Raw genomic sequence first — 26,903 nt, 5'->3', positions numbered from 1 at the left:
ATGAATGAAAAGCAGATGTCCAAATAGCCGAAAACGTCCAAATCTGTCAGATTGTTAGATCTGTGGAATTTTTATCGGCAGTTGCGATTAACTGTGCCAGTTTTTCTTTTGTTAATGGCTTTGAAAAAAGATATCCCTGTAACTGTGAGCAACCTGCATCAATCAGAAACTGTCGCTGTTCACCGGTCTCGACACCTTCAGCAATGACCTGTAGCCCCAACTGGTTTCCCAGACGGGAAACTGCGGTAACGATTGCTGCTGTGTCCTTCAGTTGCGTCACGAATTGTACAAATGATTGATCAATCTTGACGCTGTCGACCATGATGTCCTTTAACAAAGTAAGGCTGGAATAACCGGTACCAAAGTCATCCAGCGCAATTCTTATCCCATGCTGACGCAGAATACTTAACTGCTCTTTACTGTGAGTATCAGAATGCATAATTGCAGTCTCTGTCAGCTCCAGCTCCAGCCGGTGAGGCGGAAAATCTTCCTTCGCCAACAGTTGCAGGATCATACTGGCAAAGTCACTTTCACAAAGTTGTACAGGCGAAATATTCACAGAAAGCGACAAGTTATCCCAGGGCCGCATTTCCTGGCAAGCCCTTCTCAGGATAAACTTGCCCAGTGGCACAATCAGCCCGCACTCTTCCGCCAGAGGGATAAACTGAATCGGGGGAATCGAACCCAAATCCGGATCGTCCCAGCGGGCCAGTGCTTCGACTCCTACAATTTCGCCGTCTTGCGCCCGAATAAAAGGTTGATATGCGCACTCAAGCCCTTGTCCGCTGAGCAGAGCCATTGCTAGGGCTTTTTTCATTTTTCGTTTTCTTGCCAAGCCTTCGTCCAGAAGCTGAGAATAAATACAATACCTGTTTTTACCCATACGTTTTGCTTCATATAGGGCTGTGTCAGCTTTTCTCAGGCACTCCCCTCCCGTGATATCTGATGGCATGATAATGGTTATACCAGCTGAAACGGTAACATATGGTTTTGCACCCTTGAGGATGAAAGGGGCACGAGTGCTCAGGACAATCCTCTGACACAGTGATTCAGCCTCTTCTGGCGGAAGAGGATGTTCTATTAATACTGCAAACTCATCGCCACCAAGGCGGGCAATAATGCATTCCTCCGGCGTGGAATGGGAAAGTTGCCGTGCAAACTCACACAACACAAGATCGCCGGCCTGGTGACCCCAGGTGTCATTGACATTTTTAAACCCATCCATATCGAACAACATCAACACACCACTAGGTTGTTCCGGTTTTATAAGAGGGCGCACCACATTCTGTAACCTCTCATAGAATGCAGCACGATTATATAAACCGGTTAGAGGATCGTGGTAAGCCAGATAACGTGTGTGGGCTTCAGCCTGCCGAAGTATAGAAATGTCATTCAGCGTGATAAGCAGATAGGCTTCAGCGTTCAGAATGAGTCGGGATACCCTTATCACCATGGTTATGGTCTGGTTGTCCTGACCGGGTACTTGTTCCTCAAATTCCAATGGTTCTCCCGTGTTCAGTACATTTTTTTCCTGGTCCAGGATACGAGATGCAAGTGGCAAATCCAGACGTTCCAGCGCCTTTTTACCGATCAATAAGTCGGATGATTTACCGAACAACTCACATGCTTTATGGTTTAAAAAAACCAGCCGGAAATATTTGTCTTTCAGAAAGACTGCATCGGGCAAGGCATTAAGCACTGCTTGGCAAACATCAAGATTATTGAACATTAACCATATCCTGTTGGCGAGTTAAGAAGATTAGCAGATTTATTCATAGTATTGGTGACCTGTGTTCAAATGATGATCAAAATCGCAAACATGGGCACGATACTGTCAGTGGCTGGGCATAACTCCTTCCTGGCTGTCCTGAAAGGAGTTATGCCTGCTATGGATGAGGTAGGTTGCACGAGAGGGGTTATTGATCTGCTCCCCGAGTGTTGTTAGTAATACCCTCGTTGCGACCTGACCTTTACAGATTAGAATACCGAGATGTCCGCTTTTGGCTCAGTTTGTGAAAACCCTGACAAAAACTGAAGTGCGCGGGCCTAAAAAATATGAAATTTATCAACTTGTTAGTTAGATCTAAATTTTACGCATGGGTATGGTTTTCAGCTCTATTTTTGACAGTATCTGTGACCCAAAACGTTTTCACACAGCCTGCGCTCTTAGCTGACGGTCAATTCTGATTGTTCCCCAGAGTAGCAACGATGTGAGAACAAAGATGAGTCAGCACAAATTATCAATAATCCAAACAGAGTTCTTTGCTGATCTAACAGGCAGATAAAAGCACCTTAATGGCGTATTTTGCCTAAGGAGCTTTCCTCACGTTAAGACTTTTTTTTGCCTGTCGGTAGACCACTAGTACCAGAACGGTTTGCCCGGCAACTTCGCAGTTTTCTATCAGCACTATATACTGGGCAATGCCGCCATCTGCTCAGCACTGAGATGGGTGCCGACGGCAAAATTAAACCCCTTACTGTACTGAATGCCTGCAGCAAAGAGCTGTTCGAACTGCTCTTGTGCAGTCGTATAACCACTGGCGACCGCTTGACCGGTTAACGCCAATACCTGACCCTGCACTACACGCTGCTCATAAGCGTTATCCAGTGGACAGACTGTTTAATGACAACAATGACTTAATAAGTTACATACTTTTATTTATGCGTTAAAATCACGTTGAAAAGGACATGCACTGAACTCTGGTGATTCAAATGACTGATAATAAGATTGCAATTAATAGCTCAAGAGCTGCCTCTTCGATTCTGGAAGGTACATGGAAGGCTAATTCAGGTGTACAGAAACAAAATTTTGATGCACTCATCAAAGATGCCACAAGTCGGATGCAAAAGGGGAGGCGTACAGTTTCACATCTAAACCCGCATACTTCGAAAAACATGATTAATTTTTTCGTGAAATTGGATGTACCTGATATCACCGCTGACAAGCCCACAGATCCAAGCGTTTCCCCATTAACTGATGAAGGTAAAGCTATTCTTGCAAATAGTCAGGCTCAGTTGAATGTCTGCATGGTATTTTCAAAAGTCACTCATAAGCTAATGAATTCTTCCTGGGATTTTAAAACAGCCCATTTTTTAAAGTTATAAGTATTTAAAATGATTTGATTCGTTGCCAATCTGGCATATTTAGGGGTGCGAAGACCAGTGGTACAATAAAGGATAGCAATATGTAAAAACTCCAAATAAGGGGGGCCTTTTGTTTGAACTAGGGGACTGACGTTCGGTTGAACTGCTTCCGATGAAGAGTTCAGTTAGCGTACGTTACTCGCTCACGACAGCCCCCAGCTATCTGGAACAGTGAGGTGCCTGAGTAATAGATTCACGTCACAGACACACATTAAATTTTCCAGCTGCCTGTCGTCAAGGACCAACATAGATAGCCATCTAACACCAATAAATTAAATGTAACAAAAAGTAAATTTTAAATATTCATAAAAAACAGATCATCACACTAATGCATAAGACATTTCTTGCAAAAAAAGATAACCCTCTACGAAAAAAGGTATTAATAAACATCATAAAAATTAAACTGAGAGTTTATGGAAATTATTGTAGGAATATGCCTACAAATATTTTTTTCAGAAATGTGATGTGTATTGGGGGTATTTTAGAACCAAGTAGGATCACAAGAGGCTTATCTATTATCACCGTGAATCAGTTAACCCCTAATAACGTAAAAATGATTTATCGATAGGTAACGTCATTGTGTATTACAGTGAATCCACAAAGAGATGTGAGTGGCAAACTTATGCAACTGAGCCCCCATTAACGTTGAGAAATACATTCGCCAACATGTAATGAGTACAAACAGAATATCCTGTTTGAGTATGGCCCTGTCTGCGCAGGGCTCACCTTTCCCCGTGTTAGCACCCGTAAGAATACGGTCAGAAAATGAGTCTGTGAAATCGATTATGCAGATCAATCAGTCGATATTGATCACTTAATCTGATCAACTCAGTATAGTTATCATCCGTCACAGACAAGGTAAGTGATATGTTTTTATGCGCAATGGTTTCGTTCTCTTGCAGAAAAAGCCAATATCGGGTTTTTTACTGTCAAATTTTAGGGTTTAGGGGAAGTGATACACAGTACAGCGTGGAGTGATGGCGGTTGGTTGAATTAAAGAGTGCAGTGAGTATTGAAACGTTAATACAAAAAGCGACCGATTTAGAACTGGTCGGATTCTGGCGCAGGGCTGCGACACAGTGGCTTGCTGTCATGGAACACTGCCCTGATGATACTGAATGGGAACAGATTGTTCGGCGACGTGAACAGTGTTTACTGAAATCATAGGGAACACCAAAAGAGCGGCGGCGAGAAGTCCGTAATCGTTACCGCAGTCAGGAGCGATATAAAAACCGGTATTAACCCTGATTATCCTGGACACACAATAGCCTGATGTGCCGACACGCCTGGCTGGAAGCCGGGCCGTAGAAGCCAGGGATGAGCGGTACCCCCCTGACGGAAGTTCTGGTGCGACTGCGCGGCAATCAACAAGTACTGGTCATCAGCATAAACTGCATTGCGCTGGAAAACGTGACCTCAGCGTTATAGTAGTTTGCAGCACTGGCTGACATGCCGCTGCTGGTGTATCGAACCCTGTTTTTACCTCCCCATACACATCTTGACATTCGTTGCTTTATGCTCGAAGTATTTATTCCACTCTATCTGATGGCGATTATGAATAACTTGATACAACAATTACAATCTATGCTTGGACAGGTAACGAAAAAGAGTAACGAAGGCGGTTCTAGCCTGAGTAATATGTTAGTGCCCGGCGCCTTAGGCGGCCTTGCTGGCTTACTGGTTGGAAGTAAATCATCACGCAAACTGTTGAGCAAATACGGTAGCAGTGCGTTACTTGCCGGTGGCGGCGCGGTACTCAGTACCGTGTTATGGAATAAATATAAAGATAGGATCCGTCAGAATCCTCAAGATGGTTCACAGTATGGTCAGCAAGCAGCCCCTGTAGACCAGCGTGTGCAGCGATTGGTTATGGCACTGGTATTTGCTGCCAAAAGTGATGGGCACATTGATGCGAAAGAGCGACGCATTATTGAACAAAATATGCAGGAAGCGGGTATCGGTGAACAAGGCGAACGTCTGGTGCAATAAGCGATTGATAGACCGTTAGATCCTCAATTATTGGCCCGTGAAATACAAAATGAAGAAGAAGCGCTGGAGCTCTATTTTCTCAGTTGTGCCGTTATTGATGTGGACCATTTTATGGAGCGCAGCTACCTCGCCGCATTAGGTGATGCACTGAAAATCCCACAAGATGTACGAGATGGTATCGAACAAGATATTCAACAACAAAAGCAGGGCATTGCTGATTAATGTCATCATCTGATGACCTTTTAGTTCTTTACCTGTAGGCCATTAGTTCTCACTCTCCCTTTCAGGCCGTATTGCTACAAAAAATTTCTTATTCTCAGTATGTCTACGAGATAGCCAGACGACAGCACTTGCACATAACAAGTGTACTCCGTCCCTGTACGGGCAGATTGGCGTTAAGCGGATGGCAGGTTATAAGCGGGATTGTGTAATACGCTGCTGTATCCAGGTTTCCACTTCGCTTTTAAACCAACGGTAGCTGCGCCCGTGTTTGATGGATTTAGGAAAGTCCCCATCCTGAATACTTTTGTAAAACCACTTATCTGTCATTCCGGTAAACGTGGTGATAAAGGCCATATCGATAAGTGGGTCTTCGACTGAAAACTGGCTGGTGTGCCCTACACGAGATCCAAGTGACCTCGTGTAATGCTAGAGAATGAATTAGCTTACCGAATGAAAGGGACTTCCCCTCGATGTGGTTACTGTAACCATCTTCCGTGACATTATGGGGAGTAACCAAAATATTACAGGGGAATAACCATGGCCGTTGTAACTGTTGGGATCGACCTCGCAAAAAATGTTTTTGCCGTTCATGGCGTTGATAAAAATGGCAATGCTGTTCTCGTTAAACCCAAAGTAGACCGGCAGCGCTGCCCGAACTCATTGCCACCCTGCGTTATTGGGATGGAAGCCTGTTCAGGCGCTCATTACTGGGCAAGGCTTTTCAAGCAGTATGGTCACGACGTTAAATTGATGGCCCCGAAATTCGTTTCGCCATACCGGCTGGCAGGTAAAACTGGTAAAAATGACGCTGCTGATGCGCTGGCAATTTGCGACGCTGTCCGACGGCCCCACATGCGTTTTGTGCCGGTAAAAGATGAAGAACAGGAGTTCATGCAATGCCTGCATCGTACCCGCCAGGATTTTATTGAAGAACGCACCGCATCATATAACCGGCTTCCTGACTTGGTATCTGAATTTGGCCTGATTGCCCCGCAGAGTACAGAACAACTGCGGAGACTGGCCAGAGAACACCTCGAAAATTTGCCTGGCTGGGTCAGTCAGTGCGTTGATGACCTGCTCAGTCATATTGACAGTATTGAGCTAAAAATCGCTGAGTATGATCGTATCCTGACCAGAATAGCCGCCCGAGACAGCCGCAGCAAAAACATCATGAAACTCAGGGGAGTTGGTCCTAGGACAGCAAGTGCGTTGATCGCCAGTATTGGTAATGGACATGATTTTAAGAACGGCCGCCAGCTTGCAGCGTGGCTGGGTCTGACGCCATCACAGTACAGCAGTGGAGGAAAGGCCCTGCTGGGGAAAATAACAAAAGCGGGTGACGCTTATTTGCGCACTTTACTGGTTCAGGGGGCTCGCTCTGTAATGATTGGCGTGGAGCATAAACAGGACCCCTTCAGTCGGTCGGTATGTTCACTGATCAATCGCCGGGGTTACTGGCCTGCAGCCGTCGCTATTGCTGCAAAAAACGCCCGACTATGCTGGGTATCATTGAATTATGGTGATGACTTTAAGCTGTACTCATCATCAGATAGCTGAAACGCATTATCTGAAGACCAACACCTTTTTTGGCTGCAAGAGTTGATGTTAAAGGGTTTGACCCCGTGAGGAATATCTGCAAAACGTACTGGATATCTGTATCCGCTTAGCGAACGAGAACCTCACGAGCGTCTTTCATCAGGGTCCGAATCGATGACAATTCATCATGACTGTTTATAGTACCGCAGTCTTATCCTTTTACTATCAGTGGTAGTCAGACAGAAAAAATTAAACTGGTGTTGACTGTTCGGGGAAGCCCTTATAGTACGTTTTCGTTCCATTGGCTCTCAAAACCCTAAACCTAGTCACAGAGGCTTTAGAAAAACATTATCATTACAGCCATCCTGAGCGCTTAAGTTTATTCCACAGTAAGACACACGAACCCAGCGTGGTAGCAAGCACTACAGGATAACTAAACCGAGCATGCAGTTCTGGCATAAAGTCAAAGTTCATTCCGTACAAGCTGAAGATTACAGTAGGAATGGCCAGCACGGCTCCCCATCCAGCGAGTTTTTTCACCACTTCGTTTTGTTGAACTGTGACCAGAGCAAGGTTAACGTGCATGGCGCTGGTCAACATCTCCCGCATATCATCTGCATCGGTAACAACGTGACGGGCATGATCCTGGACATCACGGATATAAGCCTGTAGTGGTTTTGGGATTATTTCTGTGTGAAGTCTGATGAGTTGCGTGCAGATATCCTCGACAGGCGCAGCCGCATTACGTAGCTCAAGAAGTTGATGGCGCATGGTGTATACCATTTGGACAGCGTTACGATCAAACTCACTTTGGAACATTGCATCTTCCATTTCGCTAATTTTTTCGCTGAGACATACAGTGAGTTCTGAATAACCATCGACAATAAAATCCAGTATGCAGTAGAGAGGATACCCCGGCCCGTAACCCAGCATAGCGGAGTTTTCAGACGCACGCTCTCTGATATGAGCATAGCTATCTGACTTACCATGGCGAATGGAAATCAGAAAATTTCGACCGATAAAAAAATGAGTCTCGCCAAACTCGGTGTTCTCCTGTGCTCTGCGTACGGTTTTTACCACAATGAACAAAGATTCACCGTAACGTTCTATTTTCGGTCGTTGATGTGCGTTCAAGGCATCTTCTATTGCTAGTTCATGGAGGCTAAACTCCTCTTGTACTTTATACATAAAGGAGGGTTCTGGCTGCCACAACCCGAGCCAGATAAAAGAATCCTTTTCATGTATTACTTCACTGATATCGTCGACATTTATACTTTCACCATGAGATCCTGTACGATATATCATGCTGTTTACTATCATTTTATTTTCGCTTTAACTTTGAAAATTAAGGAATAGAATCGTGGAATTCGATCTTCCACTTTAGTTTTAACTGGGATTAGCCTACCAGTAAGTAGCACGATTCAAAATACCGTATTAACTGTAGTGTAGTGGAATACTGAATTTGGCCACCTGAATAGAGAGAATAACCTCTGTCGGTCAGGTATTGTCGGGGAGAACGCGGAAAACCATCTTTGCTATGGCAAAAAAATGGGGGTCAAAAGTCTCCGAAACTGGCAGGAAAATGAAGTCCGTATTTTGATACGGTATTACCTCAAGATAGGCACCCAAGTGGTGCAAGATCTGCCTCGTAGAAGTGTCGAGTCGATCAAAATAAAGGCAAGCCAACTGTGTCTGAAATACACGAAACTCAAAGTGCGTGAGACACCTGTGCATCGCTGGACTGATGGCTAGTGGCGCTTGTTGGAGAAGAACCTGCACTTGTTCCCTTCAGAGATGACTGTGTTGTTTCCAAATCGCACAAAATTAGCGATTGAAAAATCGAAAGAAAGATTAAAGCACCGACAACTCAAGCAGAAGGCGCAAGATAACTGAACAGTGACGGCAAAGTGGTCAACATAGTCCGCAGGTCCAGAAGACCGTCTGAACGAACTGTTTCCCTTCAAGGAAACCCCTTTTACTTTGTGTCAGGCAGAACCGATCTCTTACGTCAAAGTGAGTTTGCCGTAGTATTATCATCCCTCTAACCAATTAATTAGTCGTAAACACTTAGAACAAAAAGTTGAATTTGCAATTTTCCTTTCTTTACCTATATGTACAACTTGCACACTGTACTGCATCACCAAAAGATTTGTTTTTTATACTGGCTGGGGAATATTACTTTTTCTGTGTCGTTTATTTATGTCATCGAATGAATTTTCCAATCACTGATTATTGTCTGTCAGACTATTCAAAAATGAGGCATTGGCTCAAGATGTCTTCGGATCAATCTATAATAGGGAGAAGTGCAAAGTGATTAGAGAAACAGTCTTGGGATGTTCACTGCTGTTGGTATCAGTTGGCGTAATGGCTGGGGGCTGTGATAACCCACGTAATGCCTATGACAAAACCTACTGCGCATCACTGGAAATGGTCCAGTTGGATCAAGAACTCAATTTTGAATATAAGGAAGTGATGGGGTTGCTAAATCAACAGCAAAAACAGACACTGAAGCAATCGCAGATCCAGGGACTACAACATCGGGATAGCGAATGTAGCGACGCTTCACGACTGTACCTCTCCTGCTCAAACAGAACCATGCAGGATCCAACTTCCTGAAAAGCGTGGAGCGCGAATGTAATAGCACAGGTTGTAACAGTAATAAGCCGACTCAGCAGCAGTAATGCTAAGTGCAAGATAAAGTCGGATAATCCGTACCGTTAATCGGGCCCGGTTATCCCTGCTCGTTAATTTGTTTTACGGCTCCAATTTTGAATTCTTCAGTGAAATTTCTGACTGACATAAACACTCCTTCATTGAGCCTCCATTATGAGGCAAAAAAGTGTTTACAAAACCCGGGTATATTCACGGAGCTTCTCTTATCAGGTAGCCCAATTCTGTATTTCACTTCAAACCTAATGCTTGTAGACTTCATTTCCGTTGATCCACTAATATAAGTATCGAGAATAAATAATGTATGGAAAACTGATTGTTACTGGGATTATGGCGACATTGTTAAGTGGGTGTACGGCAGGTTTTAGACCTTCGCTAGAAGACTATAAAGGTTCGGATGCAGCACGGATTCGTAGTTCATCTGATGGTAATACTGCTCTGCAGTTCTTCGAGAAGCAAACGAGTGGTTGCTATAAAAAAGTTTTAGAGCGACGAATTACGTCTGGTCTAGCTGTAATGGGAATTCCTGTTACTGGTAATAAAAAAATAGGAATGCCAGAGTCATCTTACAATAAAGGGGCTTTTATAAATGAGTTTACTATCAAGCCAGGGCAGTTGGTGAGGGTAATTCATTACTGGACGGAAGCAGGCTACCATCAAAATACTCAACGATCTGACACATATACTTTCGTTCCTCAAGCAAATCATGATTACGATATTGTCGTTATTGGTTCAGAATATTCAGGAGATAGCGTGTCGGTAAGGGATATGGATTTAAGTGCCAAGATAGTCGATTGGAAAGCAGACAACCTCTGCCCTTCAAGTGCGTTCGATTAATCGTCTGGAAGGTAAAGGCGATAATATGTGTTGCAGACGAGCGCCAATGGATACGTTACTTGATGGTAAACGAGCCAAGCAGATAAGAATATGAACCAGATTAAATCTGACAGATGCCGGTATAAATAATCGGTAGCCGTCAGTTCAGGCCTGAGCGACTACATTTCATCATAATTTAAGTACAGAAAACCTAGCGAATATGGGCTTAGACAACAATAAAGCCCATGTTTGCTTAGCTTCGTACAGCTTCTTTGTTACTGGAACTTTCTACAATCATCATTTGATCTCGGTATAGCGTTCCATTTTCAACGAGTTTTTCGATGATATCGCTGATCACTTTTCTGAGTGTATTACTTGTCGATTTAAACCCTAGCATCCGTGAAACGGTTATCACTAATTCATCGTCTGTAGCCCCCAAATTATTTTTTATAATTTGACGGATTCCAGATGCGATTTCTTGTGGTGCTATCATTTCGGGTTTGCGTATCCCCGCGGACTGCACACCTTGACGATTGCGCAGTACTGGTGACGAACCAGGGATAGAAAGGAAAGAATCCTCACTAACAACATTTCCTTTAGAGCAGGCGACTGATACCGCCTGATCAACAGCAGCTTCAATACGTGCACCAGAACGCTGTAAGCCCCATGTTGTCCTTAACCGAGTCACCACTTCACTGAAATGAACAGGGGACTCTATAGCCACAATTTGCTCGACTAAGTCTGCCAAAAGACCTACTGGAGTATCATGTAACTCATAGGCTGAATGCCTCATCGGGCTAGCTTCAATATATTCCTTGAAACTTAGAGTCGATGAATCGACATCAACAAGACCAATTTCTGTAATCGGACCACGGTCAACAGTAATAATTTCTACTGGAACAGCCCGCCGCGCCTTTTCGCCTTGTTCAAGTCTGGTCGCTAACTCTATTTTTGCTGATTCAATAGCATTAAGTGTTTTTTGTAGCTGCTCATCCGGCCTTTGGAACCAATCAGTACTCCATATGCGATGGATAATCCACCCGTGATCTTCAAGCACAGCCTGGCGTAAGCGATCACGTTCCCGGGCTGAACGTGAAGAATGGTAGGATTTGCCATCACATTCAATGCCAATGAGGTATCGCCCTGGCATATCGGGATCTGCAATACCTAGGTCTATATAAAAGCCAGCAATACCGACTTGTGGATGTACTTGATATCCAGCAGATTGCAAAGCATCAGCAACTTGTTCTTCAAAGACACTGTCCATTTCCCTCAGCCCTGGTTGAGCCACTGAAAGCCGCCCTGTACGCGCATACTGTAAGAATAATTTAAAGGCAAAAACCCCTTTACCTTTTGCCCGCTCAAGGTCGATATCTTCATCTGTTATTGAGGCATAGACCTCGCAGCGTCGTTTAGCTCGACTAATCAAGACATTCAAACGCCGTTCCCCTCCCTCTGCCCCTAATGGACCGAAACGCATAGCCATATACCCTTGAGCATTTTTGGCATATCCCACGGAAATCATGATGACATCACGCTCATCACCCTGAACGTTTTCTAGGTTCTTAACAAAGAAAGGTTCGCTCGGATGGGAATAGAAAAAACTCTCTAGATCAGGATTTAAGCGGCGGATAATTTCTAGTTCATCCTGAATGGCTTTACGCTGAGAAACGGAAAATGTGGCTACACCTAAGGATAACTCAGGGCTATTTTTTGCATGTTGTAAGATAGCCTTCGCAACATGTTTAGCTTCAATGATATTAGTTCCCGCTCCACCAGATTCAAAAATACCCTCAGGAATATGATAAAACTGTAATCCCATCCCGGCTTCTTGAGTGTAAGGACTCGGCACAATAAATAATTTATTCTCGTAAAACTGACTATTTGATACAGCAATTAATGATTGGTGACGGCTACGGTAATGCCAACGCAACATGCGCTGAGGTAATCCTCGTGCCACGAAAAGACCCAGTATGCTTTCAATATCTGAGACTTGAGTCGTTTCATCGCTGTCATCAGGATTAGACTCAGTCATTTTTGCAAAGAATTTTGTAGGCGGTAATTGCCGCTCGTCGCCAACCACAACGACTTGCTTACAACGAGCAATAGCACCAATGGCATCAACAGGTTGGATTTGACTCGCCTCATCCATGACTAATAAGTCGAAGGTTTGCCTGCCCGGAACAAGGAATTGTGCTACGGATAATGGGCTCATCATCATAACGGGTTTAAGTGCTTGTATCGCAGAACCTGCTTTTTGCATCAATTGCCGTATTGGCATGTGTCCGCGTTTGCGAGCCATTTCTCCCCTTAAAATCCCAACGGGCCCTGCACCCCCTTCTTTGGATGGGATCCGCCGATGATGGGCTCGAACGACTTCGATACTGGCTGCTTTAATACGTTGCCGGTCGAGTGTTGAGAAATCCATCGCTAATCGGGAATGAAGTTCCCCATCAAAACGAGCCAGTTCAGGTGCCTGTTCAACCATATAAGCCAAAATAGTTTCATAATAGGCACGTTCCATGGTGGGTAGCGCCTCTGCTAAAGAAAGCTGACCACTGGATAACCGATCAACTAACTCTCCTAATCCTGAGTTTCGGGCGTTGGTTGCGCGGTGCTGATAGGCGACCCACTTGGATAACTGCTCTGAATGAACAAGCCACGAATGAAGTGTTTCATATAGGTTTTGTATGCTCAGAAGCTCAGAAGAAGGCGATTTGAATAGTATTTCTAGTTTAGCCTGTAGTTCATCAGATATTTTTTCAATATCTGTTAAAATTGACTCACTTTCATTCAACAGGTGTTCCACCGATTCAATGAGCATATAACGCTCATTGAAAAGCGTTGCAGCCAGAAAACGATACTGTGAATATTGTTGGATCCACGTTGCTATTTGCTCACATTCGTCCCAGTTGGAATTAACGCCTTGCCAAACATTATCGAAAGCTTGTCGACCTAGTTGGTCATAGTTAGAAATTTTCAGGGCTAGTGCTTGTAATTCAATAATTCGCATGATGAGTTGACTATGCTCATCAATACGCTGAGGAGGGTACTGCAACACCTGATGAGATAGCCCATTGATCCAGATGAGATGATCCACTTGCTCTTCTATTCTTTGCAAGGGGACCCGTTCCACCGATAATTCATCGTTGAAGTAATCGCTTACTCTTAAAGAGTAAGCATCCCAGAGTTGGTTCAATGCTGATTCAACTTCGACTATCAAATTATTGACTTGTGTCGCTCTGGCCTTGACGACATTACGATCAGCTAACTGGCTTACTAATACACGCGGCTCTGCCCCGAACCCTCTTAATGTTCTCATCCATTCGACAAGTGCTCTCAGTGGCTCACTTTTACTGCGATCGCCTCTCCAGTCAGCCCCAAAAGCAGATTGACCAAAGTTATTGCCTTCTTTGATTTTACTGAGTGCCGCTTGCCCTTTCAAAAGGTCATCGAGCAGCTTTACCAGGTCTGATATTGGGAGTTTAGGGTTTTTTATAATTGAACGCCCCAGTGCTCTGGCGTTGCGCCATTTTCCACTGAGAAAACGCAATGGTCCGGTTTGAGACGCTAATACTATTCTTGCCGCTTTTACATCTGTATCCCAAGCGATATCAAGCAACTCTGTATCCAATGTTGCTCTTATCAATTCTAGGGTAGCAATTGCATCAACGAGCTCTGATGCTTGCTCAACCCCATGATCCCAGACAGATGCAATAAACGCATCCGAACTGGCTTCTGGCGCATCTGCTACCCGGTCAGCCAAGGCTATTAATCGTGATATATCATTAAAGGTTTGGTAAACACCTTTGGTACCTAACTCTTTCTGAAGGCGACTTACTTCAGTTTCCAATCTTGGGAGCAAATCTTTCAATACCGTTGCAGCTTTAAATCCGGAGTATGAAAAATCTTGTGGAAGCTTGGATAGAGCCTCATCTAAAGAATCTAATGGTATATCTATAGCTTTAAGAGTTATCGCATCGGCAAGCTTTGCAGCATCATGCTGAAATTGTAGCCCGTAAGAAATAAGTTCTTGCACCGCTTGAATGTCTGAACTCCATACTGGGGAGGTAAGTGCATTTTGTGATAATGATGGTGCACCCGCTACGATTTCAGCAACGGTTTTAAGACGGTTTAATTCACTGAATGTTTGCGGCTCTGGTGATATCTCTAATGTTTCCGCCAAACTCTTTAATTCAGATTGTAAGGCTTCTACATGTTGTTTTTGCTGACTTAATCGTGGGATCAGGCGTTCGACTTCGATAGGAAGAATCTCTTCACGACCTACGCCATACCAAGGGTGTTGATCTGGCACGCCAATATCATGGATACGTTGGGTTAATTCGGTCACGAGTTCAAGGCGCTTATTATAGTTGTTGCTCGACCAATTCAATGCCCCGACAAGTGATATATCAACCGGTTGCTGACCTGCCCTACGCAGGCGAACGAGTTGCCCCATAACCTGATAAGGTGTTAGCTCAGATGGATTATATTGCTCGTGCAGACGGCGAGCATGTTCATTTAAAACATCTCGTGAAGCAGTCAGGTTCTCCAGTAAAATATCTGGAAATTCACCTCGGGGGGAACCCAGTTCCCACACCCGTTTTAATTCATCCAGCAAAGCGCGCTTATTGGCTTTGTTACTGTGTAATTCTAAACAAGCATCACCAACACCCGCGTGGTCTAAACGTCGTTTGACTACATCCAGCGCCGCCATTTTTTCGGCAACAAAAAGAACGGTTTTACCATCTGCAATTGCAGATGCAATTACGTTTGCAATTGTCTGCGATTTCCCTGTACCAGGGGGGCCTTGAATAACAATATTTCGACCCTTGCGCACATCGTGAACAGCCAGTGTCTGGGAGCTATCACTATCGACAATATGCAGCATTTCTTTTGGCTGTATGTGCAGGTCGATAGAAGCATCATCAGAAATCAACGTATCATAAGTTTCGAAACCGTCAGACAACAATGCACGAACAATGGGCTGTTCAGTGATCTTGCTATCACTTGGCCAACTCTCAGGAGCGAGGTCACGATACATCAAAAATTTAGCAAAAGAGAAAAAACCAAGTGTTATATCGTTTGCTTGTACCGCCCAATCAGTTTTGGTTTCAACCGCTTTAGCAATGGCATTCATATAACCGACAATATCGAAGTCATCTCCCATATCAAAAGTCGGTAATTTAAGCTGATGGACTTTGTCCAAATAAGACTCAAGCGATAGATTTGGCAGAAGTTCCTCTTGCCTAGCCCTTAGTTTAAATCGCTCTCCAGCAGTACCGCGTTCTAGTGTCACCGGCAACAGTACTAATGGAGCAAAACGGATGTTTTCTTTATTTTTTGGATCCACCCATTTTAATGAGCCTAGTGCTAAAAACAGAATATTAACCCCTTGCTCTTCTTCTAATGTCCGTGAGTCGTGGTAGAGGTCTAATAAACGTGTTTGTAAACCTTTCGGGGTCATACGTGTTTGAAATTTCGTATCGATGTGCCCTGCACGCAGCTCATCTGACTCATCGTCTTCTGGTTGCTGTAAATCTGAGTCAGTATATTCGTCCTCGGGAAACGCCTCAGTTTCCCCATTTACTTTTCCACTACGCCCTGGTAAGAAAGTAAATGCTTTCCCTTCTTGTAATAGAAGGCGATAAATCTGTTCAGAGCGTTCATCAATAATATCTATGCTTTTTGCTGTCTTGGACCGAGGAATATTTAGCAATTTATTTCGTGCAGAAAGATCCAATAACTCTGTGCGTGCCCGCTCAAGCTTTTCTTCTAAGGATAAGCGGCCTTGAAAAAGTGAATTCTCTACGTCCATAATCTCTATTTATTCCAGTAGGTTAGTTTTTTTGACAGTATGCCTATATATCGATGGGTATCATCCAGTGTGCTGGTACCAGCAAGAAAATCCCAATGGAAGATGAATTACATAAAAGCCTCTGTCCTTATAAGGATATGATACTACCGAATACATATTAGCGATATTTAACTTTCTACAAATTGTGAATTGAATTGTACCTATGAGGAAATAATTAGATTAGTACTAATATAAACAAAAAATGAATTGCCATTTTATAACTGAGTCTAGACATATCCTGCCTAGACTCAGATTAAATCCTTATCTATTACTATTCAGATATTATGCAATAAATAGGGGACGGTTGGCTTTTATGTCATAAGATACTTGAGCAAGCAGGGAGCAAGGCATGCGCTATTACTGTGGGACATACTGTTTTGCAAAATCAAATGGACTCACTGCAATCTCTCTGTTCGTATCCAGAAAATCTGCCCACCATTGCAACATCAGTCTGCGCTCATCCAGAAACTCGGCTTTGTGAATGTATGCTGCCCGAACACCATTACGTTCCTGATGGCTCATTTGCCGCTCCACCGCATCCCGTGACCATAAACCAGACTCAATCAATGCGCTGCACGCCATCGCTCGGAAACCATGGCCACACACTTCCGTCTTGGTCTCATACCCCATCAAACGTAATGCCTTGTTGATGGTGTTTTCACTGATGGGCTTACGAGGATCATGATCACCGGGAAATATCAGACCACTCTCACCACCAGAAAGGCGAAGCTCTTCCAGCATAGCTAACGATTGTTGGCTGAGTGGGACCAGATGCGTGGTGCGCATCTTTGAACCTCGGTGTGAGAATTTAACTCCGGGGATAGGTTCTCTTTCAGCCGGGATGGTCCAAAGTGCTCTTTCTGTATCGATTTCACTCCAGCGTGCATAACGAAGTTCACTGGAACGAATAAAAACGAACAGATTAAGCATCACGGCCAGGCGAGTAAGAGGTTGGCCCTTATAACCCTCAATACGTGATAGTAACTCAGGGATGCGATTGAGTTCGAGGGCAGGCCGGTGAACGCGTTTAACCGTGGTAAGAGCGCCAACCATGTCCTGAGCTGGGTTGTAATCGATGATCCCACACTGGACGGCATAACGCATGATGGCGGTGGTGCGTTGCAGTAGACGGGCAGACACTTCAAGAAATCCTGCATTTTCGGCTACCCGAATAGGGATGAGCAGGTCGGGTGTCCTGAGTGAAGCGATATCGCGAGTACCGTTCACAGGAAACAGATACATTTCCAGATTTTTGAGCACCTTTGCGCTGTGTTGCTCAGACCATTGCTTATTAGCAGCATGCCAGCGCCGGGCAATAACTTCGAATGTTTGAGTGGCATCGGGTAAAGCCTTTTTCGCACGCTTGACCTCACTGGGGTCGGAGCCCTCGGCAATCAATTTGCGTGCGGCGTCGCGTTTAGCCCGCGCTTCTGAAAGTGATAGGGCAGGGTAGACGCCCAATGCCAGGGTATTTTCTTTGCCGAGGTAGCGATAACGTAGCCGCCAATATTTTGACCCATTGGGATGAACCAGCAAATGCATGCCATCGCTGTCAGTCAGTTTGTAAGGTTTATCTTCGGTTTTTGCTGACCGCACTTTCACATCGGTGAGTGCCATGGATGGCCTCCGGAATAGATTTTGTGGGTATAATAATTATCGAACTGGACTGTACCCGCATTTGTGCCCACAGGTGTAACTTGATGTAGGTAGAATCAGGTTGAATTCAGTTGATATGAAGAAGGGAGATGATAGCAGTAACAGCAGGATTTTAAATGCAAAAATAGACGTCGGTTGACGTCCATTGATAATAAGGTGGTGCCCGGACTCGGAATCGAACCAAGGACACGGGGATTTTCAATCCCCTGCTCTACCGACTGAGCTATCCGGGCAACGGGGCGCATTAAACCGTATTGGCGGCAAGTCGTCAATGAGTTTCTCTTATAAAGGCGATCGGTTGCTCTCTTTTCATGCAAAAATAGCGAGAAAACTGTTGGGAAGTTAATTTTTATGGTGTATCTACATATTTCATCTACTTGATTTATAGATTTTTTATTTTTTAGTGTGTTAAATAACAATGGCTTAGATATTCACTAAAAGTGCATTTTTATTGGCCTACAAGGTTGAACCTGCCGGCAAAACATGCAATTATTGCGAAAATTTAGCGTTACTATTCATCCCTCTAATCCATATCATTTCGATTAAGTAAGCAGGAGGCGGTTATGACAGTAGTAGACTATTCAATGCATAATGAGCGCTTCTCATGCTATTTCTCCTGTTTATCTGCTGTTAAGTTCCTTGTTACTTCCATGCGGTAAGGCTATCTGTCGCTCACTGTTAGGCATTATTAAAAATAGAGCTGGATCTCTGATTTTACTGATGTCTATTGGTCGATGCGAAGACCAGTTAACTCACTATTCTAGCTTCTATTTGAGCGAGTGATCGTGTGCGTAATAGATATCAATTTGCCGGCATTGCATAAAATCTTCACCTTATGCGATGTCATATACATGCCAAAATGGCAGCCTCATACCTGACCGTTTGAGAGTAAGTGACATGACACTATTAAAAATAGCAACAAGTGCTCGTTTGGCTTCTTATATAGAAAGCCAGCGGGGAATGGTATACCTCAATCAAACTGATTTTACTGATGTTGCCGCTGTGGTGATGTCGGTTGAAGATGCCAATGCCGGTATATTGTCAAAGTTGCATGATCTGGGTTTTGCTATTCCTACTTTTGTTGCTGTCACGGCACAACAGACGGTTTCTGCCGATTATTTGCCTCTGATTAAGGGGATTATTACGCTCGGCGAAGCAAACAAAGCTTTTTACAATGCTCAGGTAGAGGCTGCCGCCAGTGAATATCAAAAAAATCTATTACCGCCATTTTTCTCAACATTGAAAAAATATGTCGAGATGAATAATTCAACTTTTGCTTGCCCAGGCCATCAGGGTGGCGAGTTTTTCCGTAAGCATCCTGCCGGTCGCCAGTTTTTTGAATTTTATGGCGAGACCATTTTCCGTTCAGATATGTGCAACGCAGACGTCAAACTGGGTGACTTGCTGATCCATGAAGGTGCAGCTAAAGATGCACAAAAATATGCAGCTAAGGTCTTCAATGCGGATAAAACCTATTTTGTTTTGAATGGTACATCGGCTGCGAATAAGGTCGTGACTAATGCCTTATTGACCCGTGGTGATTTGGTATTGTTCGATCGTAATAACCATAAATCCAACCATCATGGTGCGCTGATTCAGGCTGGGGCGACACCAATCTATTTGGAAACGGCCCGCAACCCGTTCGGTTTTATTGGTGGTATTGATGCTCATTGTTTCGACGAGCGTTATTTACGCCAGCAATTGCGGGACGTTGCGCCAGAAAGAGCAGAAGAGGCGCGGCCATTCAGATTGGCGATCATTCAGTTGGGTACCTACGATGGCACGGTGTATAACGCACGTCAGGTGGTTGATACTATTGGTCATTTGTGTGATTACATTCTGTTTGATTCTGCGTGGGTAGGTTACGAACAGTTTATTCCGATGATGAAGGATTTCTCACCGCTATTGCTGGATTTAAATGAAAATGACCCTGGGATTATTGTGACTCAGTCAGTGCACAAGCAGCAGGCTGGTTTCTCCCAAACCTCGCAGGTACATAAAAAAGATAATCATATCAAAGGGCAAAAACGGCACTGTAATCATAAACGTTTTAATAATGCATTTATGTTGCATGCCTCAACCAGCCCGTTCTACCCATTATTTGCTGCACTGGATATTAACGCCAAAATTCATTCTGGTGACAGTGGCCGCCGCATGTGGATGGATTGTGTCAAGTTGGGCATCGATACGCGTAAACTATTATTAGAACGCTGCTCAATGTTGCGGCCATTTATTCCTCCCACTGTCGGTGGTAAAAATTGGCAAGATTACGATACGGACGTTATTGCTAATGACACACGTTTCTTTAATTTTGTGCCTAATGAACGTTGGCATGGCTTTGAAGGGTATAACCAAGACCAATATCTGGTTGATCCTTGTAAGTTATTACTGACGACACCGGGTATTGATGCTAACAGCGGCCAATATACCCAATTTGGTGTTCCGGCAGCGATACTGGCTACCTTCTTGCGTGAAAATGGCATTGTGCCGGAAAAATGCGATCTGAATTCAATTTTGTTCCTGCTAACACCGGCAGAAAATCCAGCAAAAATGGCACATCTGGTTGATATGCTGGCTCAGTTTGAGCGCTACGTGGAGCAAGATGCTTTATTGTGTGATGTATTACCGACGATATACCGTAAGAATGAAGAGCGCTATCGCGGCTATACTCTACGCCAGTTATGCCAAGAAATGCATGATCTCTATGTCAGCTATGATGTTAAACAACTGCAAAAGGATATGTTCCGCAAAGCCAGCTTACCGCCGGTATTAATGAACCCGCAAGATGCCAATATCCAGTTTATTCGCGATAATATCGAGCTAATCCCTATTGCCGAGGCTGAAGGGCGCATTGCTGCTGAAGGCGCACTCCCTTATCCACCTGGCGTATTGTGCGTGGTGCCAGGTGAAATGTGGGGCGGGGCGGTACAGCGTTATTTCCTGGCGTTGGAAGAGGGGATTAATTTATTGCCCGGCTTCTCGCCTGAATTGCAGGGCGTTTATATCGAAAAAGGTGATGTAGAGTGGCGGCGTATCTTTGGTTATGTCATTACGCCGTAAACTGAAGTACTGATAGACAGCCAATGAGAGCATCGGCTGTCTATCAACAAGTTATTACAAATTAGGCTCATCAATAACCTAAATAGCGTGCGACTAAAACTGTGCCGGAAATCAGCAATAAGATATTTATTAATCGGATAAGCTGGTCGCGACTTATCCCTAAACTGATTTTATTGGCGATAACCAAACCAACTAACATCCCCGGTACCAACAGTAGTACCATCCATAAAATAGATAGGTCCATGTAGACCCCTGCCAGCGTAAACAAAATAACTCGCGTGAGGGTACTCAGGCCGATAAGCGTGGTCTGGGTAATCCGCAAATTATCTTTGCTGGCTATTCTGCCGGATAAATAAATAGCATAGATAAACCCGCCGCTGCCAAATAGCGCACTGAAGATACCGCCAATCAAGCCAAAAGGAATGGCGGCAACAGGTTTGAATTGCCCTTGTGGTTTACGCCGGCTAAGGGCGTAAATGGCATATAAAATGACAAATATGCCGAGCGCCAGTAGCAAAATATCAGGGCGAGTACGTAGCAGTAACGTCGCGCCGATCAGACTACCAATAATCATTAGTGGGACTAATCGCTTAAGTTCAGCAAGGTCGGCATGACGGCTATGGCGAGCTACATTGGTAATGGCTGCAAACATATCGACAATTGCCAATAATGGGACAATCTTAGCGACAGGAATAAATAGCGCTAATATCGGACTGGCAATTAATGCAGAACCAAATCCTGTAATACCAAAGATGATATAAGCGATGACCATAGTGGAGAAGATTACCACCATTTCAAACAGGGTAAGTCCAAAGTCCATTTGTTCAATCTGCCGATAGTAGGGATAGGATGATTAGCCATACTATAAACATTTTATTGAGAATGGTTGTTATTCAAATGTGCACTTTTGTCAGGCGATCACACTTTAGACATAAAAATGACACTGTGGGTGGAGCCTGCCATTTCAGTTTCCCTTCGTTGGCGTTGCAGGGGGGATTAGCCACCTGCAACGCCAATTTCTTTGGCTATAAAATCCGCTATTAAACAAAACTAGTGGCGGCGATAACTCTTCTGCGCGCTGTTCACTTTCACCAGATAACGGCGAGATTCGCCTGAAGGGTGTTTAGTGGTCAGCGTTTGGAATACATCACCAGGAGCCATATTGTTGATAATATTAACAGCCTGGTTCTTATCGCTGGAGAATACCCGCAATACGCTACCTGCTCCGCCGTTATAAGAGGTAATAACAGCATAACGCCGTGAGGTGGCATTCTGAATTCCGCCTAGATAGGTATTTTGCAGAATTGACAGATATGCCGTACCGGCATCAATATTATTTTCTGGATCAAACAGATAGCTACGGCTTGGCTGGCCACTTTTGCCCTTCATTTTGAACACATCTCGCCCGGCAGTATGCTGCACAACTTGCATCAGACCCAACGCATCAGAGCCACTGACCGCATATGGGTTGAAGCTAGATTCTGTTTGCATAATTGCCAGGATCAATGACTCTTCGACGCCATAACGCTCCGCTGACTGGCGCACCAGTGGCAGGTATTTATGGGCACGTTGATCCAGATGGTTAGGAACCAATTGCAAGGTGACCGACCAGATAACATGCAGGCCGGAAGTGCGTTTTTGCATTCTGGTTTGTAGCAGATAATCAGCAAAATGGGCCGCGCGCCATTCCCAACGGATCGGCTGGCCATTGTTATCTAGCACCTGCCCATAGAGGAAGGGCTCTTTACTGATCTGAATATCGTTAACATCCGAATAGAGGTCGATAGAGCCAGGATCATCACCCATTAATAGTGTGGTAATAATCGCCTGACGCAAGTGAGCCGCCGGATCTGTCGTGGCAATGGTTTCAACCGTAATCGTACCGGCATCGAAGTTGATATGGCTGCGGGTTTGATATTGATCCGTATACTTAACGTAATCTTTTGGACCCGCGATTAAGACTTCTTTTAATCCCCAAATATTTTCAATGTTATGGGCAAATTGGCCCATTAAAATCTCAAAACCGTTGGTATCTTTGACATAGGCTTCGTTTTCTGTTTGATTCTTATTGCCTGAGCAAGACACTAACAATGGTGCAATTATCAGCAAAGCTAAAATTTTCTTCATCTTACAAGCCATATCTTGATGAGGAATAACAACGGGGCCAGCGCAGACCCCGTGTGGTTACTTACTCGGTGGAGTATAACCTTCAATATGAACATCCTGCCCTTCGAACAGAAAGTTAACCATCTCCTGCTCTAACAGTTTGCGGTCTTCCACATTCATCATGCTCAGTTTTTTCTCGTTAATCAGCATGGTTTGCTTGGTTATCCATTGTGACCAAGCTTCTTTTGATATTTCGTTATAGATACGTTTGCCAATCTCACCTGGATAGAGCTGAAAATCTTGCCCCTCAGCATCATGTTTTAAAAATGTGCAAAAAATTGTTCTGCTCATGCTAAATCCTCTTCTATGGCGCTATTCCCTTCATACTTGACGTTGCAGGGGGTTAGCTATGTTGGTCACTCGGCTGTTTTGCCAACTGATGTAATAGGCGTTCAACTGGGGCCGCCAATCCTACCGCGGGTGGTTGAGCTAAGTTATACCAGAGACCTGCACCATCATCCATGCATCCACGGGATGACGCCGTATTCAGCCACATGGGGACAATATCCAGATGGAAGTGGCTGAAGGTATGACGAAAAGCAGTTAACTGCTGCAAACTGCTGCTGGCAATACTTTGTTGCTGCAACCAACGCTCCAGTTCGGCTGGTTCAGAAAATTGCGGGAAGCAAAATAGACCACCCCATAGACCTACTGGCGGGCGCTGTTCGAGCCATACCTGCGATCCGTTTTGCATCAACAAAAAGTAAGCTGTTTTTTCCGGTAACGTCTGTTTGGGTTTTTTACCGGGGTAGCGCGCCCAACTGTGATTAGCATAAGCCATACAACCGGTATTCAGTGGGCAAAGCTCACACTTGGGCTTAGAACGGGTGCACACCGTGGCACCTAAATCCATCATCGCCTGATTAAACTGACCTACGCCTTTGGCTGGCGTAACATCTTCACTGATTTGCCACAGGCGGCCTTCGACTTCCTTTTTACCGGGCCATCCTTCAACAGCGTAACAACGGGCCAGCACTCGTTTGACGTTACCATCTAAAATAGGAAAATGTTTCCCTAATGAGAGCGACAAAATAGCGCCCGCAGTTGAGCGCCCAATCCCCGGCAGTGCGAGAATCTCGTCAAAAGTAGTAGGGAACTCGCCTTGATGGCGTTCAACAACTGTTTGGGCGGCTTTATGCAGATTTCTGGCACGGGCGTAGTAACCCAGCCCGGTCCATAAATGCAGAACTTCATCCAACGGTGCCGCAGCCAACGCACTGATATCAGGGAAGCGCAACATAAAACGTTGGAAATAGGGAATGACGGTCGCAACCTGAGTCTGTTGCAACATCACTTCTGACAACCATACCTGATAAGGTGTTTTATCCAATTGCCACGGCAAGGTTTTGCGACCAAAGCGTTGGTACCACTCAAGTACCTCGTGCGCGAACTGTTGCGCTTGCATCATAAGTTGGTATCAATATCCGGCAGGTAATAAATTAGAGCTGGATTGCAGCATAGAGTTCTCACCCTGTAAACCCCCTTCGTACTTGAAGCGACAACTGTGTTAGCCGCACTCACGCACCCGAATCACTGACTTTAATCGGCCACTTTGGTTATATCTACGTTATTTACTGCTTAATTTTGTACTTATGGCGCCCAGAGTTGATAAACTACCGTATCTTTGCATAATGCGCGTTCACATACGCAATCAACAGACAGAAAGTACCATGATAAATGACGTCATATCCCCGGAATTTGATGAAAACGGCCGAGCCATGCGCCGTATTCGTAGTTTTGTCCGTCGTCAGGGGCGGCTGACCAAAGGTCAACAACTGGCGCTAGATAGCTACTGGCCGGTGATGGGCGTGGAATATCAAGCAACGCCGGTTGATGTAAACGCCTTGTTTGGCCGCGAAGCTCCGGTGGTACTGGAAATCGGTTTCGGCATGGGGACTTCACTGGTGACCATGGCTGCCAGTAATCCGCAGCAGAATTTTCTGGGGATAGAAGTGCATTCTCCGGGGGTTGGTGCTTGTTTGGGGGCTGCTCACGAGGCGGGACTAAGCAACTTGCGGATTATGTGTCATGACGCGGTTGAAGTGCTGGAAAATATGATTCCAGATGCTTCACTGGATATGGTACAGCTATTCTTCCCTGACCCATGGCACAAAGCGCGCCATAATAAGCGTCGTATCGTCCAGACGCCTTTTGTTGAATTGGTGAGAAGTAAATTAAAAGTGGGTGGCGTGTTCCATATGGCGACCGACTGGCAACATTATGCGGAACATATGCTGGAAGTGATGTCAGGTGTAAACGGATACCGCAACCTTTCAGAACAAAATGATTATGTTCCTCGTCCGGACTCGCGTCCGCTGACAAAATTTGAATTACGTGGCCAGCGTCTGGGACATGGCGTTTGGGATCTGATGTTTGAGAGGAAAGAATAATGGCTAACAATCGTAGTCGTCGTTTACGCAAGAAGATGCATATCGACGAGTTTCAGGAATTGGGTTTCTCCGTACAGTGGACCTTCCCTGAAGGGACTGGTGTTGATGTAATTGATGAAACTGTCGATGCTTTTATCGATGAAGTCATTGAAGCCAATGGTCTGGCATTTGATGGTAGTGGCTACTTGCAGTGGGAAGGTTTGATTTGCCTGCAAGAGATCGGTCATTGCACTGATGAGCACCGTGCATTGGTTACTAAATGGCTGGAAGCTCGCAAGTTGAAAAATGTAGAAACCAGTGAGTTATTTGATATCTGGTGGGATTGATCTTCCGGTTTAACGGCAGATAATTAATAAGGGCGCCTAAGCAGGCGCCTTTGTTTTTATCAGGCATGGCTAGTGGAAGCTGTTACTAAGTTCTATTGGGAGCATTTTTTTGGCAAAAATTTTAGAGGTAGCAACAATCTTAAATAATACCTTACTGGCAGATATCTTACAGCAGGTTCGCCCGCTGATTGGTCAGGGGAAGGTTGCTGATTATATTCCCGCATTAGCGGAGGTCGCGGCAGATAAGCTGGGCATTGCTGTGTGTACGCTGGATGGCGAGATTTTTCAAGCCGGAGATGCTGATGAACGCTTCTCTATCCAATCAATTTCGAAAGTGTTAAGTCTGACTCTGGCATTATCCCGTTACGGCGAGCAAGAGGTGTGGCAGCGGGTAGGCAAAGAGCCCTCCGGCCAGCCCTTTAACTCACTGGTTCAGCTAGAATTAGAGAAAGGTAAACCACGCAATCCTTTTATTAATCCAGGGGCGCTGGTGGTATGCGATATGTTACAAAGCCGCTTGAGTGCGCCGAAACAGCGGATGTTGGAAGTGGTGCGCCAGCTCGTGAGCGATGATAGCATCAGCTACGATCCTCGAGTGGCTCGTTCTGAGTTTGAACATTCAGATCGTAACGCGGCTATCGCATATCTGATGAAGTCTTTTGATAATTTTGATAACGATGTGCTGACGGTACTGCAGACCTATTTCCACTACTGCGCCCTGCGCATGAGCTGTGTCGAACTGGCTCGCTGTTTTGTCTATCTGGCGAATCAGGGGCGCAGTATTGGTAGGCATAGCCCGCTGATTACGCCGATACAGGCGCGGCAAATTAATGCCTTGATGATTACCAGTGGCATGTACGATGGGGCGGGTGAATTTGCCTTCCGCGTTGGTATGCCGGGCAAATCTGGGGTAGGTGGTGGCATTATCGCCATTGTGCCGGATGAGTTGTGTATTGCGGTGTGGTCACCAGAATTGGACCATGCGGGGAACTCTCTTGCCGGAACTGCTGCCTTAGAGCTATTGGCACAGCGGATTGGCCGCTCCATTTTTTAAAACAGCGCTTCAGGAGT

General features: G+C 44.9%; 18 protein-coding genes, 1 tRNA gene and 2 pseudogenes. 10 read left to right on the top strand and 11 right to left on the bottom strand.

Going from position 1 to position 26,903, the window contains the following annotated elements; genetic code table 11:
* Positions 1-46: 46 nt before the first annotated feature.
* Positions 47-1,729 carry an EAL domain-containing protein gene (locus V1956_RS21815; RefSeq protein ID WP_442825662.1) on the bottom strand — a complete coding sequence of 561 codons (1,683 nt, stop codon included), beginning with the start codon at positions 1,727-1,729 and terminating at the stop codon, positions 47-49.
* A gap of 622 nt (positions 1,730-2,351) precedes the next feature.
* A pseudogene (locus V1956_RS21810) lies at positions 2,352-2,605 on the bottom strand (hypothetical protein); the annotation flags it as partial.
* 107 nt (positions 2,606-2,712) lie between these two features.
* On the opposite strand from V1956_RS21810, the gene V1956_RS21805 reads away from it, so the two are divergent.
* From V1956_RS21805 to V1956_RS21795, 3 genes and pseudogenes are all read left to right on the top strand, one after another.
* Positions 2,713-3,105 carry a hypothetical protein gene (locus V1956_RS21805; protein ID WP_442825661.1) on the top strand — a complete coding sequence of 131 codons (393 nt, stop codon included), beginning with the start codon at positions 2,713-2,715 and terminating at the stop codon, positions 3,103-3,105.
* A 1,044-nt stretch (positions 3,106-4,149) separates the two neighbouring features.
* Positions 4,150-4,311 carry a PerC family transcriptional regulator gene (locus V1956_RS21800; protein ID WP_442825838.1) on the top strand — a complete coding sequence of 54 codons (162 nt, stop codon included), beginning with the start codon at positions 4,150-4,152 and terminating at the stop codon, positions 4,309-4,311.
* Positions 4,312-4,698: 387 nt separating this feature from the next.
* Positions 4,699-5,355, top strand: a pseudogene (locus V1956_RS21795) (tellurite resistance TerB family protein).
* 189 nt (positions 5,356-5,544) lie between these two features.
* On the opposite strand, the gene V1956_RS21790 reads toward V1956_RS21795, so the two are convergent.
* Positions 5,545-5,709, bottom strand: coding sequence for a helix-turn-helix transcriptional regulator (locus V1956_RS21790; RefSeq protein WP_442825660.1), 165 nt, complete (start codon positions 5,707-5,709; stop codon positions 5,545-5,547).
* Between the two features lie 183 nt (positions 5,710-5,892).
* Here V1956_RS21790 and V1956_RS21785 point away from each other — a divergent pair, with 183 nt between their 5' ends.
* Positions 5,893-6,912: an IS110 family transposase gene (locus V1956_RS21785; RefSeq protein WP_442825659.1), complete on the top strand. Its 1,020-nt coding sequence runs from the start codon at positions 5,893-5,895 to the stop codon at positions 6,910-6,912.
* Positions 6,913-7,245: 333 nt separating this feature from the next.
* Here V1956_RS21785 and V1956_RS21780 read toward each other — a convergent pair whose 3' ends face one another.
* Positions 7,246-8,211, bottom strand: coding sequence for a magnesium and cobalt transport protein CorA (locus V1956_RS21780; RefSeq protein ID WP_442825658.1), 966 nt, complete (start codon positions 8,209-8,211; stop codon positions 7,246-7,248).
* Positions 8,212-9,201: 990 nt separating this feature from the next.
* Between V1956_RS21780 and V1956_RS21775 the strand changes: the two genes are divergently transcribed.
* Positions 9,202-9,507 (top strand): lysozyme inhibitor LprI family protein, encoded by a 306-nt coding sequence (locus V1956_RS21775; RefSeq protein ID WP_442825657.1) that lies wholly within the window; start codon positions 9,202-9,204, stop codon positions 9,505-9,507.
* Between the two features lie 354 nt (positions 9,508-9,861).
* On the top strand, positions 9,862-10,398 hold the full coding sequence (locus tag V1956_RS21770; protein WP_442825656.1) for a hypothetical protein: 537 nt from the start codon (positions 9,862-9,864) through the stop codon (positions 10,396-10,398).
* 232 nt (positions 10,399-10,630) lie between these two features.
* On the opposite strand, the gene V1956_RS21765 is transcribed toward V1956_RS21770, so the two are convergent.
* From V1956_RS21765 to V1956_RS21755, 3 genes are all read right to left on the bottom strand, one after another.
* Complete coding sequence (locus V1956_RS21765; RefSeq protein ID WP_442825655.1) at positions 10,631-16,195, bottom strand: DUF3320 domain-containing protein; 5,565 nt, start codon at positions 16,193-16,195, stop codon at positions 10,631-10,633.
* A 396-nt stretch (positions 16,196-16,591) separates the two neighbouring features.
* Complete coding sequence (locus tag V1956_RS21760; RefSeq protein WP_012104652.1) at positions 16,592-17,851, bottom strand: tyrosine-type recombinase/integrase; 1,260 nt, start codon at positions 17,849-17,851, stop codon at positions 16,592-16,594.
* 196 nt (positions 17,852-18,047) lie between these two features.
* Positions 18,048-18,123: transfer RNA gene (locus V1956_RS21755), tRNA-Phe, on the bottom strand.
* Between the two features lie 664 nt (positions 18,124-18,787).
* On the opposite strand from V1956_RS21755, the gene speF reads away from it, so the two are divergent.
* A complete protein-coding gene (gene speF / locus V1956_RS21750; protein ID WP_372560617.1) occupies positions 18,788-20,950 on the top strand; it encodes an ornithine decarboxylase SpeF in 2,163 nt (720 codons plus the stop codon).
* A 70-nt stretch (positions 20,951-21,020) separates the two neighbouring features.
* Here the strand turns inward: speF and V1956_RS21745 are convergent, their stop codons facing one another.
* The 4 genes from V1956_RS21745 to mutY form a co-directional block, all read right to left on the bottom strand.
* Positions 21,021-21,770 (bottom strand): sulfite exporter TauE/SafE family protein, encoded by a 750-nt coding sequence (locus tag V1956_RS21745; protein ID WP_083162668.1) that lies wholly within the window; start codon positions 21,768-21,770, stop codon positions 21,021-21,023.
* 230 nt (positions 21,771-22,000) lie between these two features.
* A complete protein-coding gene (gene mltC / locus V1956_RS21740) occupies positions 22,001-23,077 on the bottom strand; it encodes a membrane-bound lytic murein transglycosylase MltC (protein WP_372560618.1) in 1,077 nt (358 codons plus the stop codon).
* 57 nt (positions 23,078-23,134) lie between these two features.
* Entirely contained in the window at positions 23,135-23,407 is a 273-nt protein-coding gene (locus tag V1956_RS21735) for an oxidative damage protection protein (protein ID WP_083162670.1), read from the bottom strand.
* Between the two features lie 52 nt (positions 23,408-23,459).
* Positions 23,460-24,524, bottom strand: coding sequence for an A/G-specific adenine glycosylase (mutY, locus tag V1956_RS21730; RefSeq protein ID WP_420071520.1), 1,065 nt, complete (start codon positions 24,522-24,524; stop codon positions 23,460-23,462).
* A gap of 262 nt (positions 24,525-24,786) precedes the next feature.
* Here mutY and trmB point away from each other — a divergent pair, with 262 nt between their 5' ends.
* From trmB to glsB, 3 genes are all read left to right on the top strand, one after another.
* Positions 24,787-25,506 (top strand): tRNA (guanosine(46)-N7)-methyltransferase TrmB, encoded by a 720-nt coding sequence (gene trmB / locus V1956_RS21725; RefSeq protein ID WP_372560620.1) that lies wholly within the window; start codon positions 24,787-24,789, stop codon positions 25,504-25,506.
* Positions 25,506-25,832, top strand: coding sequence for a YggL family protein (locus tag V1956_RS21720; RefSeq protein WP_372560621.1), 327 nt, complete (start codon positions 25,506-25,508; stop codon positions 25,830-25,832). Before trmB ends, V1956_RS21720 begins: the two co-directional genes overlap by 1 nt.
* Positions 25,833-25,941: 109 nt before the next feature.
* Positions 25,942-26,886, top strand: coding sequence for a glutaminase B (gene glsB / locus V1956_RS21715; protein WP_442825654.1), 945 nt, complete (start codon positions 25,942-25,944; stop codon positions 26,884-26,886).
* Positions 26,887-26,903: the final 17 nt, after the last annotated feature.

Source organism: Yersinia sp. 2540 StPb PI, from assembly GCF_052217165.1.
GTDB classification, from domain to species: Bacteria; Pseudomonadota; Gammaproteobacteria; order Enterobacterales; family Enterobacteriaceae; genus Yersinia; species Yersinia enterocolitica_E.
Note: the sequence above shows the minus strand (reverse complement) of the source record. Positions and strands in the feature narration are given on the sequence as shown.